This window comes from Flavobacterium sp., from assembly GCF_043773265.1.
Classification (GTDB): Bacteria; Bacteroidota; Bacteroidia; order Flavobacteriales; family Flavobacteriaceae; genus Flavobacterium.
In genome coordinates, this window is the sequence record NZ_JAYVFH010000027.1 from 1 (window position 1) to 15,123 (window position 15,123).

The window sequence follows — 15,123 nt, forward strand, 5'->3', positions numbered from 1 at the left end:
ACGAAACTAAATATTAAATATTGGGTTGACGAAATGCTAGATGAAGATCAGCAAGAAGAAATACACGATTATTTTATGGATTCTGAATCAGATAAAATAGAAGACGCATTAAAAGAATTTGATGGAGAATATGATATTGAAGAATTGCGTTTTATGAGAATAAAATTTATTAGTGAAGTGGCTAATTAGAACGTTTAATATTAAGCATAATTTAAATCATATTTTTTCTTATATAAGATAATTAGTTTTAATTATCTTTATAAATTAATACTTTCTTTTTATATAGATTTGCCCAAAAATCTACCCAAAAATCTACAATTTTGTTAATTGTTTAATAAACCAAGACAATAAATAAACAAAAATGAGTAGAAAAAACACCATTTTAATTGTAGAAGACGAAATGATTATTGCGGCTAATATTTCACTGCAAGTCAATAGTTTAGGTTATGAAGTGATTGGAATAATTTCTAGAACTGATGAAGTACTACCAATTATCAGAAAACAAATTCCAGACATTATTTTAATGGACATCAATTTAAAATCCAATTTAGATGGAATTGAAGTTGCACAACTAATTCTAAAAGAATTTAAAATTCCTATTATATTTTTAACAGCAAATTCAGACGAAGCTCATTTTAACAGAGCAAAAGCAACCAATCCTTATGGTTTCATCTCAAAACCATTTAAAAAAATTGATTTGCAACATGTAATTGAATTAACATTTGTTCGAATTCTTGAAGAAAAAGAATTAGAAAAAAACGCAACTAATAATACACATGAATCATTTGTAATGAGTGATTGCATCTTTGTTCGCAGTCATGATAAAATGGTAAAAGTTGCACTTAATGATATTTTATATATTGAAGCAGAACGAAATTATTGCAAACTTTACTGCAAGGATAAAGAACATTTATTGGTTACAACATTAAAAGATTTGGAAGAAAAATTAAGTTCAAACAATCTTTTACGCATTCATCGTTCCTATATTGTTAATCTTTTTAATATTGATGAAATTGCCACAAGTCATGTTGTTATTGCAAAAAAAGCAATTCCAATAAGTCATGATTTGAAAAAGCAATTGTTAAAACATATTCATAAAATTTAGATTTCTAAATCCTTTAATATGAAAAAAATACTTTTTATTTCGCTACTTTTTTTTAGTAAAGTATTTTGTCAAAACAATACTTTAATAAACAATGAAATAATATTAAAATCTAGCAAAATTTATTTAAGTAAAGCTATGTGGTTTCAAAACATGCCACAATATGATAATGACAGTAGTACATATTATTTTGAAAAATCATGTAAACTCCTCAAAAAAAATTCATCATTTTTCAATCAAGAATTAGCATATATTTATTTGCAACGAACTGATTTTTCAAATATTAATAGTTCTTACTCTACTTTAGACTCATTAGCAAATATTGGATGGTCATATTTGAAAAAAAATCCTAAAAAAATAGAAAATAGGCAGTTAGAATATGATTATTTAACCAATTGGTCTTTTATTAAACTTGAAAATGGTAATAATAAACAGGCATTAAAATTATTCTCTAAAGCAATTTCACTAGCAAATGATTTTAAAACTAACGAACAAAAAGCAAAAGTTTTTGCTGATAAAGGAAATTTTTATCAAAGATATAAATTACCAAATGAACAAAAATTTGCATTATCCTATTTATCTAAAAGTCTTGCTTATTATGAAAGAAATGGAATAGAAAAAAAACCATTAGAACTTTTTCTTGTTTATAGAGGATTACTCTCTTATCATACAGATAAGAACATAGATTCTCTTTTTTATTATTCTGCCAAAATGCAAACACTTTTAAAATACATAAAAAAACCTCAAAAACACGCTTGGTATTATGTAACATATGGAAGAGATTTAATTACTTATCCATTAAATGGTGATAAAAAAATCTCAGTAGAACAATATAAAAAAGGAAAAGAAAATATAATTAAAGCACTTGAAATTTTAGAAAAATATAATATAAATAAAAATACTATTAAACCTTATGCATTTGGGTTATTGGCTGACCTTTATATGAATGAAAAAAAATATGACTTAGCAATAACTAATTATAAAAAAAGTAATAAAGGGTATTCATTATTAAAAAATAGAAAAGGTGCTGAGGATATGAATTTTTATATTGCAAAAGCATATCACAGAAAAGGTGAGTTAGCAACAGCATTAATTTATTATGAACGATATTATAAAGAATCTATAAATTTTGAAAAAGAAATAAACCAAAGAAGTTTACGAGAAAACGAATTGCAAGTAAACCTTTTACAACAAGACAAAGAAATTGCTATTCAGAAAACTAAAATTTCACAAAATAAGTTAATCCAACTATTGGGCTTAAGTATAGTTTCTTTGCTTGTCGGTTTATTAATATTTGGTTATAAAATTTATCGCAATCGAAATAGAAGCAATCAATTATTGGCTATCAAAAATGCTGAAAATGAATTGTTATTAAAAGAAATTCACCATCGTGTAAAAAATAATCTTGAAGTAGTTTCTAGTTTACTTGCCTTACATTCGGCTCAAATTGAAGATCAAAATATAAAAGATGCAATGACCGAAGGACAAAATCGTATAAACTCCATTGGTATTGTACATCAAAAATTGTATCAAGGTTCAAATCTTGGTGCAGTTGAAATGAAAGATTATTTTTTAAACTTGAGTGAAAGCATTCTAGATAGCTTTGGCGCAGAACAACGTATTGAATTGCAATTGGCGATGGAAAAAATAGATTTAGATATTGATACTGCTGTTCCATTAGGATTGATTGTAAATGAGTTATTGACAAACACAATAAAATATGCTTTTCCAAAAGGAGAGAAAGGTACAATTACTATCAAACTTCATAAACAAAGCAACAACATTCTACAACTTGTTGTATCTGATAATGGAATAGGAAAATCTGGAGTTACAAACAGAATAGGATTTGGAGGTCAACTCATTTCTCTTTTAACACAACAACTTAATGGCACAATTAAAGAAGAAAATCTAAACGGAACCAAACTAGTTTTTGATTTTAAAATGAAAGCTGCTTAAATGAGTATTAATACTTCCAATATTAATACTTTCTCTGATAAATAAAAACCAATCTTCGGACATTTTTTGACTACTTTCGTCCTAACTCGCTTTTTATTGTAATTGATTATCAGTTATTTAGTTGCAGAATTAATAGATAATTCGATCTAATCAATAAAACTTATAATCATGAAAATCAATTTACAATTTAAGATGAAAACAATTTTTCATCTTTTAATGCTTATTCCTTTTTTAAGCATTAGTCAAAACAAAAATGTTATTTCTACAAGTCGAGTATTTCCAAAAGTAGATAAACAACTTGAATTTGAAAAAGTTCTTGCAACTCATGCTCAAAAGTACCACACAGGTGATGTTAGATGGCGTGTTTTTCAAATTCAATCAGGACCAGATGCTGGAGGTTTTCATATTGTAGAAGGACCAAAAACTTGGGAGTCTGAAGATGTTAGAGGTGACATTAATGTAGAACATAACAACGATTGGCATAAAAATGTAACCATTTATTTAACCGATAGAAGTTCAAGTAGCTATTCTGTTTACATAGATTCTTTAAGTACAGTTGCTATTGGCGATTTCTCTGATAAAGTTCAAGTTACACACATTTATCCAAAACTAGGTTGTAGCTATCGAGTGGCAACTATGATTAAAAACTTGAAAGCTGCTTGGGCTGCTGAAAATTCAACAGTTGCTGTTTATGAAGCCAATGGTTCTGGCGCACCTCAATTTGCAATTGCTCGACGATACAAACAAGGTTTAAAAGAAAAAACAGAAGGGTTTAGAAAACCATTTAATGAAACTTATGAAAAGATACATGGCAAAGGTTCATGGGGTATTTATGGTGATAATATTAAAGAATACTATAGCGAGGTTTGGAGTGAAATACTTTTTTACAGAGCAGATTTGAGTTCGAAATAATAACCAAAATAATTATTAATTACAATTCTATTAGGGTTTAATATCTTGATAGAATTATAATAAAAATAATATTCAATTTATAACTATAAAAATGGAACAAATTAATAATTTAAAAACAATTGAAACCCTTTATGCTGCATTTGAAGTTGGCGATATTCCATCGGTTCTTGCAGGTTTAGACGAAAAAGTGATTTGGAACGAAGCCGAAGGAAATAAGTATGCTGATGGAAATCCGTATATCGGACCACAAGCGGTTTTGAATGGCGTTTTTGCTCGTATTGGTGTAGATTACGAGTATTTTAAATTAGTAAATATCGAATTGCACGAAATGTCCAACAATAAAGTGCTTGCTTCTTTACGCTATCAAGCTAAATTAAAGAAAAATGGTGCAACTTATGATGCTCAAGTAGCACATTTTTGGACACTTAACAATGGAAAAGCAATTGCTTTTCAGCAGTATTTAGATACCAAGAAAGTTGCAGAGGCAGAAGCTAAATAATTAAAATAAAATGTATTAAACCATGAACCATTCGATTAAAAACCACAACATTTTACCATCACTTTCAGAAAATACTTTTCTCCGATATTTTAATTTTATTGCCTTATATTTTGCACAAGGCGTTCCAGAAGGAATGTTAACTTTCGGAATTCCAGCTTGGATGGCAATGAATGGCAAATCACCTGGTGAAATAGCCAGTTTTGCAATAGTAATGGTATTGCCTTGGAGTTTTAAATTTATTGTTGCGCCAATCATGGATCGATATACTTATTTACCAATGGGACGAAAAAGACCTTGGATAATTTTAGGACAATTGGGTTTAATCATTAGTTTAATTTTTATGGCTTATGTTCCTGACCCATTAAATAACCTTAACCAATTAATGATCGCTGGTTTTATAGTTTCGTTTTTTGGTGCTTTTCAAGATGTGGCAACCGATGGAATGGCAGTAGACATAATACCAACAGACCAACAAGCTCGAGCCAATGGATTAATGTGGGGTTCCAAAATTGTTGGTATTTCTATTGCATTAGCTTCAGGAAGTTGGTTGTTAAATAAATATAATTTCACTATCGCTATGCTTACTCTTTCAGTTATTATTGGGATTATAATGCTATCACCATTATTTTTAAGAGAACGATAAGGTGAAAAAATAGCACCTTGGACAAAAGGTAAAGCATCACCAGAAACTAAAAATTTGCAACTAGACAATTGGTCTTCAATTTTCAAATCATTATTTCGTGTTTTTAGTTTGCGCAATTCTTTAATGATTGCTTTACTATTATTTATAAGTCAAGGTAGCTTTAAATATTTTGGTACTTTGCTTCCCATTTTTACTGTAAAAGAATTGGGTTGGACAAATATTGAATACGCTCAATATTATTCAACTGCCAAATTAATAGGCGGAATAGTAGGTATGATATTAGGCGGAATATTAATTGAAAAATTTGGAAAAAAACGAATGTTGAATATTTATTTTTTTGGATTATTAATAATAACAATGGTCTTTGTTTTTTTTAAAACCTATTGGAATAGCGTTACATTTATTTATGCTATTATGATTATTTTCAATATTCTATACACCATTTTTTGTATTGGCATTTTTGCAAGCGCTATGCAATGTTGTTGGAAAAAAATTTCGGCAAGTCAATTCACTTTATACATGACAATTGGTAACCTCGGACAAATGACAATTGCCGCTTTGATTGGTCCAATAAAAGAGAATTTTAGTTGGCAAATTACGATTTTTGCATTTGCAATTATGATTAGTTTGGCTTGGTTATTATTACAATTTATAAGTATTAATAAACAAGTAGAACAAATAATCGAATTAGAAAATAAGGATTTAGAAAAAGAAAGTTTCTTGATTTCGTTATCATTATTTCAAACAAATATTAAACATAAAAATTAACCAATAAATTAAATAAAATGAAAACAATTTTCACAACAATCATCGTTTTGACGATGTTCACTTTCACTTCTTGTAAAAACAAGGAAAAAGTAGAAACAACAGAAGAAGCTGTTGTAGATACAGATGCACCTATAGTAAAAGAAACTCAAGCTTTTGAACCTTTTCAAGTTATGGCAGTTAGTCATGTAGTAAAAGATTATGATGTATGGAAAAAAGGATTTGATGAAGACGAAATTAATAGATCAGAAAGTGGTTTAACATTGCGTTTATTGGCAAGAGGAACAGACAATCCCAATATGGTTTATATATTTTTAAATGCATCAGATTTGCAAAAAGCCAAAGATTTTGCAAACAGTCCAAAATTAAAAGAAGTAATGCAAAAATTGGGTGTAATTGGTAAACCAGAAATTAATTACGCAGATGTAGTTCGTTTTGAAGAATCGCCAGCAGAATTAAAAGGCAGAGTCAGGTTGACTACAAAAGTAAAAGATTTTGATGCTTGGCTAAAAGTTTATGACGCTGAAGGTCCAGAAACTAGAGCTGCTAATGGCTTCATTGATAGAGCAATCGCTCGAAGTGTTGAAAATCCAAATTTAATTTATCTCACATTTGCTATTAGTGATTTAGAAAAAGCAAAAGCTCGATTCAAATCTCCTGAACTTCAAAAAATAATGAATGAAGCAGGTGTAATTACAAAACCAGTATTTGATTATTTTACAAGTGTTGAGTAAGTAATTCTTTAACCTGCAAGGGCAATTGTGACTTTGCAGGTTTTTTAAATTTATTTTTATTCACTATAAACTTCACCTCGATGTGGTTTCAAAGCATCACGAACTTGAATCATATTTTCATCAGTTACAACCATAAATGCAATAGAATGAAGTTCATTAATAATCTGAAAACCTGTAATATTTATTGAAATTTTTTCAAAAGCAATATATTCTTTTAAATGCTTTTCGTGATGTTCTGCAATTTTAGCCGAAGTTTCTCCACGAAAATCCCAAAGTAACTTAATTTTACGTTGCATTTTTTTAATTTGTTTAGCAATCAAATAAATAGATTGTTTTTTTATTATATTTGAAGCAACAAAACTAACTTTAAATTAATCATTATGATAAAAAAATACCTTTTTTTAATACTTTTAATTTTGCTTTCTTTCAAAGGAATTTCTCAAAACAATTATTCAGTTACATCAATTCCTTTTACTCAATATCTTGCTTCATCTTCAAGTTTACCAACATTAGACGATCATTGTTCTAGTTTAATTACTCTTCCATTTAATTTTGATTTTTATGGAATAAACTATAATCAAGTTGTAATTAGCACCAATGGTTATATTGATTTTAGAACCACATCTGCAAACGGTTCTTCACCATTTGCTTTTTCTCAAACTATTCCAAATGTAACTTTTCCTGTAAAGAACTCTATTCTTGGAGCTTTCTCAGATTTGAATAATTCTAATGGAGAAGGAACAATAACTTATGGAATTTATGGTACAGCACCTTATAGAAAATTTGTAGTTTATTTTTACAATAATTCATTTTTTGCGTGCACTGCCATAAAAAGTAGTTTTCAAATGATTTTACATGAAACTTCTAATATTATTGATGTTCAACTTATTGATAAACAAACTTGTCCATCAACAGGAAGTGGCAAAACAGTTACTGGATTAATTAATCTTTCTGGTTCTGAAGGAATTGCTGCACCTGCAAGAAATACTGGAACTTGGACGGCTTTTCATGAAGGTTGGCGTTTTTCTAGAACTGGTTATTATACTAATTATTCTTTTGTTCGTTGTGATGATAATGCTGATGGTTTTCAAACATTTAATTTAAATGTTGCTGCTACTGATTTATCACCTTCAAATCCTTCTGGAATTACTTTTTATGAAACATTCACTGATGCACAAAATAATTCTAATGCAATTTCAAATACAACTGCTTATTATAATTTTTCTAACTCACAAACAATTTATGCAAGCGGAAACGGAATGATAAAACCAATAACTCTAACTGTTATTGATTGTGCTTTAGATGCCGATACAGATGGTGTTGGAACAGCTTTGGAAGATGTAAATAACGATACAAATTTAGCTAACGATGATAGTGATTTAGATGGTTTACCTAATTATTTAGACAATGATGATGATGGTGATTTAATATTAACTAGTGTTGAATATGTTTTTTCTGGAAAAAATGTTACAGCAATTTTAGATACAGATAATGATACTATTCCAAATTATTTAGATAATGATGATGATGGTGATGGAGTATTAACTTTTAGAGAAGATTACAACGGCGACGGAAATCCTGCAAATGATGATACAAATGCTAATGGAACTCCAGATTATCTTGAAATGGGAGTTGCTCTTGGTGTTGAAAGTAATCAATTGGATAAAACAATACAATTGTTTCCAAATCCAACTTTAGATGAATTAAATTTTGACAATCAAAGCGGAAAATCTATTAGTTCTATTTCAGTTTATGCTATCAATGGATCGTTAATTAAAGAAATAAAATCTTCTGAATCTATACATTCAATATCAGTTTCAGATTTACAAAGCGGAATTTATTTTGTGAAATTAGTAATCAACGATTCTACTTTAAACTATAAGTTCATAAAAAAATAAATAGTAATAAATAGTAAAAGAGGTTTAGTTTTAATGAAAAACTAAACCTCTTTTTTATTCTTATTAAATAAAAAAAAGGTCGCCTAACTCAAACGACCTTTTCCAATTTTAATTTTAAACAATTTTAAAAACCAATTTTTTTAACACTCAAATATAATAAAAAATCGATTAAAAGTACGTTAAAATCGATAAAATACATATATTTAATTAATATATAAGAAATTATATACAAAGTTATTGTTATATTTATATAGTTTCAAAGACTTTAAATAATTTCAATTCATTACTTTTGTAAAAAAATCTATTCATGCCTCGCGAAATTCAAACTCAAGTTGCACCAGAAATAGCAGCAAATGAATCATTATTAAAAGAACATGTTGCTAAACTATTTAATGTTTCTTTAAAAGAAATTCAAAAGGTTATAGTAATAAAACGTTCAATAGATGCACGTCAAAAATCTATTAAATTTAATATTAAAGGATTGGTATTCTTTGAAGATGAAGATTTTAAAGAACACAAAATACAACTTCCAGAATATAAAAACGTTTCCAATTCACAAGAGGTTATCATTGTTGGAGCTGGTCCAGCTGGTCTTTTTGCAGGATTACAATTAATTGAGCTTGGATTAAAACCAATTATAATTGAACGCGGAAAAGAGGTTCGTGGTCGTCGAAGAGATTTAAAAGCTATAAATGTTGACCATATTGTAAACGAAGATTCCAATTATTGTTTTGGCGAAGGTGGTGCAGGAACTTATTCTGACGGAAAATTATATACGCGTTCCAAAAAAAGAGGCGATGTAGATAGAATTTTAGAATTATTAGTTGGCTTTGGAGCATCGCCAGATATATTAGTAGAAGCACATCCACATATTGGAACCAATAAATTACCTCAAATTATTCAAGACATTCGAGAAAAAATTATTGAATGTGGCGGACAAGTTTTATTTGAAACTCGTGTTACTGATTTTATTATAAAAAATAATGAAGTACAAGGAATTGTTACTCAAAAAGGTGAAACAATTTCTGCCAATAAAGTAATTCTTGCAACAGGACATTCTGCGAGAGATATTTTTGAATTATTAGACAGAAAAAAAATTCTTATCGAAGCAAAACCATTTGCAATAGGTGTTCGTGCAGAACATCCACAAAGTTTAATTGACCAAATTCAATACTCATGTGATTTTAGAGGAGAACATCTTCCGCCAGCACCATATTCTATTGTAAAACAAGTAAATGGACGCGGAATGTATTCTTTTTGTATGTGTCCAGGTGGCGTAATTGCGCCATGTGCTACAAGTCAAAATGAAGTTGTAACCAATGGTTGGTCACCATCTAAACGAGATCAAAGTACAGCCAATTCTGGAATTGTTATTGAATTAAAGCTTGAAGATTTTAAACCTTTTGAAAAATTTGGTGCACTAGCCGGAATGGAATTTCAAAAATCAATCGAACAAAAAGCTTGGAAATTAGCAGGACAAACTCAAAAAGTTCCAGCACAACGAATGGTCGATTTTACTCAAAATAAAGTCTCTTCATATATTCCAAAAACTTCATATGTTCCAGGAACTACTTCTATAGAAATGGGACAAGTTTTTCCAGGTTTTTTATCTCAAATTCTCCGTGAAGGTTTTTTAGAATTCGGAAAATCAATGAAAGGATATTTGACTAACGAAGCAATTCTTCACGCGCCAGAATCTAGAACTTCATCACCAGTTAGAATTCCTAGAGATAGTGAAACACTAGAACACCTTCAAATAAAAGGTTTGTATCCTTGTGGAGAAGGTGCAGGTTATGCAGGCGGAATTATTTCGGCAGCAATTGATGGGGAAAAATGTGCCTTAAAAATAGCCGAAAAACTGAACCACAAAGTTCACTAAGAAAGTACAAAGTCCACAAAATAACATTGTGAACTTCTTGAAAAATTTGTGTGTCTTCGTGGTTAAATTTACTTTTTTAAACGATCTTTAAAAATCTTTTCAAATTTTTCAATTTTGGGCTGAATTACCATTTGGCAATAAGGTTGTTGTTTATTATTTGCATAATAATTTTGATGATACTCATTTGCTTTATAGAATTTTTTTAAAGGTTCTAAAGTAGTAACTATTTTACTAGAAAATGCTTTTGAATCATTCAATTCAGCAATAATACTTTGGGCAGCTTTTTTTTGTTCTTCATTTTTATAGAAAATTGCAGAACGATATTGCGTGCCAACATCTGCACCTTGTTTATTTATAGTTGTTGGATCATGAACTGTGAAAAATACTTCAAAAATCTCATCAAGATTAGTGATTGATTTATCATAAGTAATTTCAACTACTTCGGCCGCACCAGTTCTACCAGTACAAACTTCTTCATAAGTTGGGTTAATAATTGTTCCTCCGGCAAAACCAGATGCAACACTTTTTACACCATTTAAATTTTCATAAACTGCTTCAACACACCAATAACATCCACCACCAAGAACTATAGTTTCATAATTACCTTCTTGTATATTAGCAACAATTCCATCAGGAACAAAATCTAAAGAAACGGCATTCATACAATATCTTTTTCCAGTTGGTTCTGGTCCATCATCAAATAAATGTCCTAAATGACTATTACATCTACCACAATTGGCTTCAATTCTTTTCATACCAAAAGAATTGTCATCCTTAAAAGTGATGCTTTCTTTATTTTCTTGTTCAAAAAAGCTTGGCCATCCACAACTGCTTGAAAATTTTTGATCAGATTTAAATAATTTATTTCCGCAAGTAGCACAATAGTATGTACCTTTTGTTTCAGAATTCCACATTTTTCCTGTAAAAGCTCTTTCAGTATCAGCTTCACGAGCTACAGCATACAAATCTGGCGATAATATTTTTTTCCATTCGGCATCAGAAACAGTTAGTTTTTTAGTATCTGTATTTGAATAATAAGGATTTTCAGGTTTAGAAATCACATTTTCCATGGCAATAGTTTTAGGTTTTTGGATAGTTTTATTATTGTTTTGTCCACAAGCATTTATTGCAAACAAAGGTAATATTACCAAAAATTTAATTAATTTTTTCATTGCAATTTTTATTAAATTGATTTACAAATTTACAATAGATATACGCTAGAAAATGTATGCTGGATTACAAATTAATGCGATTTAAGGAAAGTTTAACTGTTGTTGAGAAATCAAAAAACTATAATGCAAATTCTTTTTTCGTATTTTTGACAAGCACAAACAAGCTATGAAAGAAGAACAAGTAATTTTAGTTAACGAAAAAGATGAACCAATTGGTTTAATGAACAAACTTGAAGCGCATGAAAAAGCAGTTTTACATCGTGCATTTTCGGTTTTTATATTGAATGATAAAAACGAAGTCATGTTGCAACAAAGAGCACATCACAAATATCATTCACCTTTATTGTGGACCAATACTTGTTGCAGTCATCAAAGGGCAAATGAAACTAATATTGAAGCAGGAAAACGGCGTTTGTTTGAAGAAATGGGTTTTAAAACCGAACTTAAAGAATTGTTTCATTTTATTTACAAAGCACCATTCGACAACGGTTTGACAGAACACGAACTTGACCATGTTATGATTGGATATTCTAACGATCAACCTAATATTAACAAGGAAGAAGTGGAAAGTTGGAAATGGATGACAATAGAAAACGTTAAAGATGATATGATTAAAAATCCAGATATTTATACAGTTTGGTTTAAAATTATTTTCGATGAATTTTATCACTATATTGAAGAACATAAAATTTAGAAGTAAACTTTTCAAATCAAAAATCGTTAATCAAAAATTAAAAATCTTAAATTTTATGAAAGCAACTGTTTCTAGAAAAGCACATTTCAATGCAGCACATCGATTATATCGAAAAGATTGGACAATGGAGCAAAATGATGCCGTTTTTGGAAAATGCAACAATCCTAACTATCATGGTCATAATTATGAACTAATTGTATCAGTAACAGGAGAAATTGACCATGAAACTGGATTTGTAATTGATGTAAAAATACTTTCAGATTTAATAAAAGAACATATCGAAAATGCTTTTGATCATAAAAATCTTAATCTTGATGTTGCCGATTTTGCCAATTTGAATCCAACTGCCGAAAATATTGCTGTTGTGATTTGGAAAAAACTTAGAAATTTTATTGATATTAAAAAAGATTTGGAAGTTACATTATATGAAACACCAAGAAATTTTGTAACTTTTAAAGGTTAAAAATGAAAGTATATCCATTACTATTTGAACCCATTTTAAAAGAAAGAATTTGGGGTGGAATAAAATTAAAAACTTATTTAAATAAGACAATCGATGCAAGCATCACTGGCGAAAGTTGGGAGATTTCTACTGTAGAAAATGATGTTAGTATAGTTTCTAGTGGAGCTTTAAAAGGAAAATCTTTAAACGAGTTAATAAATCAGTTTCCTGTAGAAATTTTAGGCGCTAAAGTATTCAAACAATTTGGCAAACAATTTCCTTTACTTTTTAAATATCTTGATGCAAGAGAAGATTTATCAATTCAAGTGCATCCCAATGATGAGTTGGCTAAAAAACGTCACAATTCTTTTGGAAAAACCGAAATGTGGTATGTAATGCAAGCCGATCAAGATGCAAGATTAATTGTTGGTTTTAAAGAAAAATCTTCATCCAAAGAATATCTTACTGCTTTAAAAAATAAATCAATTCTTTCAATTTTAGATTCAAAGAAAGTAAAAAAAGGTGATGTTTTTTTTCTAGAAACAGGCACAGTTCATGCAATTGGTGCTGGAATTATTATTGCCGAAATTCAACAAACTTCTGATATTACCTATAGAATTTATGATTTTGATAGGGTTGATGCTAAAGGTAACACTAGAGAATTGCATATTGATTTAGCTTTGGATGCTATAAATTATAATATTGTAAAAGCAGAAAAAAAATATTCTAAAATACAAAATTCTTCAAATAAAGTAGTTGATTGTAACTATTTTACAACTAATTTTATTCCGCTTGATGGAACAATAAATGTTTTTAAAAATAAGCAATCATTTACTGTTTACATGTGTTTAGAAGGAAGTTTTGAGTTGACTTATAACAATGAAAAATATAGCTATTCAATTGGTAATACAATTTTAATTCCTGCAGAAATGACCGATTATAATATTAATGGAAAAGCTGATATGTTAGAAATTTACATTTCTTAACCTAAATTAGAAAGATTATGTGTAATTTTGCATCCGAATTATAAAATAAAAGAAAAATGCCAAGCGTTAAAAATTTAAAAAAAGACATCAACTTCGTTTTAGGTGATATTATTGAAGCAGTATACATCTGTGAAATGACATCTGAAGGAAAACCAACTGAAGCTACAAATGCAATTATAGATGAGGCAATTACCTCTTTTGATGGTTTAATTGTTAAAGTAAATGCTAAAAAAGTTGAAAATAAAAAAGCACATTTCAAGCAAATCAATGCAGAATTAGAACAAACTGCTAATCAATTGATTGCTAAAATCAACGCTTTATAATAAAAAAAATTAGTAAAAAAAGTGTAAAATATTTTGGAGAATTAAATTTCAAGATTATATTTGCACTCTAAGAGTTTGCCAGCGTAGCTCAGTTGGCTAGAGCAGCTGATTTGTAATCAGCAGGTCGTGGGTTCGAGTCCCTCCGCCGGCTCTTAAAATTTAAAAACCATTCGTGCATACGAATGGTTTTTTTTATTTTTTTATTTGAAATATCTATTTATTACTTTTCAGTTTCTCTTCTTTCTTTGATTAATGCATCAAGTTGTTTTCCATACATAGATTTAGAAACTTTTGGGGTTAGTGATTTTTGAATCGTATCAAGATAAATTAAGTTTATATCATAAATTTCTGCTATTGCTATATAGGGTGCAACTTCTGAATCTTTGTGATTTACTGCAAAGTTTGTGGTATATAAATATTTTCTTTTCAATATACTTTTTTGTTGTTCATCAATTGTAACAATCTCTGATGTTTTGCCTTGTTTGTATGCGGCAAACTTTTTTTCTAATAAAGATAAATCTTGATCAATAAGTTTTGAAACAACTTTTCTATATTCTTCATAAATTTCTTGACTTTTAGAACCTGTAATTTTTGTATCGGCAGAAAAAAAATCTAAAGATGTTTCAATATTGATTTTTCCTTTTTCTGCAAAAAATGCAATGTTGTTGTCTAATGAATTTGAAACACCACGATCTAAAAACAAGTAATACATTTCTGGAGAATCAATATCAATTTCGCTAGCAAAATGAGAATCGCCGTTAATTTTTATAGTATCAAGAGCAATTAAAGTTGTGTCTTTTAATTTTTGAATATAAAGTGTTCCCTTTTTTAATCCTTTTATGTATCCTGTAATAAGTAAATCTTTAGTTTGTTTTTTCTCAGAACAAGAGCTTAAAACTAGTAATAATAAAAGTGAAAGAATTGATTTTTGCATGTTTTTTAATTTTTGGCAAAATAATAAAAAAATCCTCAATTTATTATAAAATTGAGGATTTTAAAAAAAAATATTTCTAGAAAATTAACCTTTAAGCCAAGCTTCTTTTAAATTATTTTTACTAAAATCTGATGCGTTGTATCCAAGAGTTTCTGTGTATTGAATAATAACTTTACCAGTTAAT

At 28.7% G+C, this 15,123-nt stretch carries 15 protein-coding genes, 1 tRNA gene and 1 pseudogene; 14 read left to right on the forward strand and 3 right to left on the reverse strand.

What is annotated here, in order from left to right:
- The 7 genes and pseudogenes from ACH2BO_RS01170 to ACH2BO_RS01200 form a co-directional block, all read left to right on the forward strand.
- On the forward strand, positions 1–189 hold a 189-nt coding region (locus ACH2BO_RS01170), incomplete at its 5' end, for a hypothetical protein (protein ID WP_395042929.1).
- A 172-nt stretch (positions 190–361) separates the two neighbouring features.
- Positions 362–1,105, forward strand: coding sequence for a LytR/AlgR family response regulator transcription factor (locus ACH2BO_RS01175; protein ID WP_395042930.1), 744 nt, complete (start codon positions 362–364; stop codon positions 1,103–1,105).
- An 18-nt stretch (positions 1,106–1,123) separates the two neighbouring features.
- A complete protein-coding gene (locus ACH2BO_RS01180; protein ID WP_395042931.1) occupies positions 1,124–3,058 on the forward strand; it encodes a histidine kinase dimerization/phosphoacceptor domain -containing protein in 1,935 nt (644 codons plus the stop codon).
- A 168-nt stretch (positions 3,059–3,226) separates the two neighbouring features.
- Positions 3,227–3,970, forward strand: coding sequence for a hypothetical protein (locus tag ACH2BO_RS01185; protein ID WP_395042932.1), 744 nt, complete (start codon positions 3,227–3,229; stop codon positions 3,968–3,970).
- Positions 3,971–4,061: 91 nt separating this feature from the next.
- Positions 4,062–4,469, forward strand: a complete 408-nt coding sequence (locus tag ACH2BO_RS01190; RefSeq protein ID WP_395042933.1) for a nuclear transport factor 2 family protein — start codon at positions 4,062–4,064, stop codon at positions 4,467–4,469.
- Positions 4,470–4,491: 22 nt separating this feature from the next.
- Positions 4,492–5,880 (forward strand): annotated as a pseudogene (locus tag ACH2BO_RS01195) (MFS transporter).
- Positions 5,881–5,897: 17 nt separating this feature from the next.
- Positions 5,898–6,611: a hypothetical protein gene (locus tag ACH2BO_RS01200; RefSeq protein WP_395042934.1), complete on the forward strand. Its 714-nt coding sequence runs from the start codon at positions 5,898–5,900 to the stop codon at positions 6,609–6,611.
- A 56-nt stretch (positions 6,612–6,667) separates the two neighbouring features.
- On the opposite strand, the gene ACH2BO_RS01205 is transcribed toward ACH2BO_RS01200, so the two are convergent.
- Positions 6,668–6,907, reverse strand: a complete 240-nt coding sequence (locus ACH2BO_RS01205) for a hypothetical protein (RefSeq protein WP_395042935.1) — start codon at positions 6,905–6,907, stop codon at positions 6,668–6,670.
- An 84-nt stretch (positions 6,908–6,991) separates the two neighbouring features.
- On the opposite strand from ACH2BO_RS01205, the gene ACH2BO_RS01210 reads away from it, so the two are divergent.
- Positions 6,992–8,509 carry a T9SS type A sorting domain-containing protein gene (locus ACH2BO_RS01210; RefSeq protein WP_395042936.1) on the forward strand — a complete coding sequence of 506 codons (1,518 nt, stop codon included), beginning with the start codon at positions 6,992–6,994 and terminating at the stop codon, positions 8,507–8,509.
- Between the two features lie 307 nt (positions 8,510–8,816).
- The gene (locus ACH2BO_RS01215) at positions 8,817–10,388 is read left to right on the forward strand and encodes an NAD(P)/FAD-dependent oxidoreductase (RefSeq protein WP_395042937.1); all 1,572 of its coding nucleotides are present in this window, start codon (positions 8,817–8,819) and stop codon (positions 10,386–10,388) included.
- A gap of 68 nt (positions 10,389–10,456) precedes the next feature.
- Here the strand turns inward: ACH2BO_RS01215 and ACH2BO_RS01220 are convergent, their stop codons facing one another.
- Positions 10,457–11,560: a bifunctional methionine sulfoxide reductase B/A protein gene (locus tag ACH2BO_RS01220; protein ID WP_395042938.1), complete on the reverse strand. Its 1,104-nt coding sequence runs from the start codon at positions 11,558–11,560 to the stop codon at positions 10,457–10,459.
- Between the two features lie 166 nt (positions 11,561–11,726).
- Here ACH2BO_RS01220 and idi point away from each other — a divergent pair, with 166 nt between their 5' ends.
- From idi to ACH2BO_RS01245, 5 genes are all read left to right on the forward strand, one after another.
- Positions 11,727–12,254, forward strand: coding sequence for an isopentenyl-diphosphate Delta-isomerase (gene idi, locus ACH2BO_RS01225; RefSeq protein WP_395042939.1), 528 nt, complete (start codon positions 11,727–11,729; stop codon positions 12,252–12,254).
- 55 nt (positions 12,255–12,309) lie between these two features.
- Positions 12,310–12,717 carry a 6-pyruvoyl trahydropterin synthase family protein gene (locus ACH2BO_RS01230; protein WP_395042940.1) on the forward strand — a complete coding sequence of 136 codons (408 nt, stop codon included), beginning with the start codon at positions 12,310–12,312 and terminating at the stop codon, positions 12,715–12,717.
- Between the two features lie 2 nt (positions 12,718–12,719).
- On the forward strand, positions 12,720–13,682 hold the full coding sequence (locus ACH2BO_RS01235) for a type I phosphomannose isomerase catalytic subunit (protein ID WP_395042941.1): 963 nt from the start codon (positions 12,720–12,722) through the stop codon (positions 13,680–13,682).
- A gap of 56 nt (positions 13,683–13,738) precedes the next feature.
- A complete protein-coding gene (locus ACH2BO_RS01240; RefSeq protein WP_395042942.1) occupies positions 13,739–14,005 on the forward strand; it encodes a hypothetical protein in 267 nt (88 codons plus the stop codon).
- A gap of 77 nt (positions 14,006–14,082) precedes the next feature.
- A tRNA-Thr gene (locus ACH2BO_RS01245) sits at positions 14,083–14,156 on the forward strand.
- Between the two features lie 69 nt (positions 14,157–14,225).
- Here ACH2BO_RS01245 and ACH2BO_RS01250 read toward each other — a convergent pair.
- Entirely contained in the window at positions 14,226–14,939 is a 714-nt protein-coding gene (locus ACH2BO_RS01250) for a DUF4369 domain-containing protein (protein WP_395042943.1), read from the reverse strand.
- Positions 14,940–15,123: the final 184 nt, after the last annotated feature.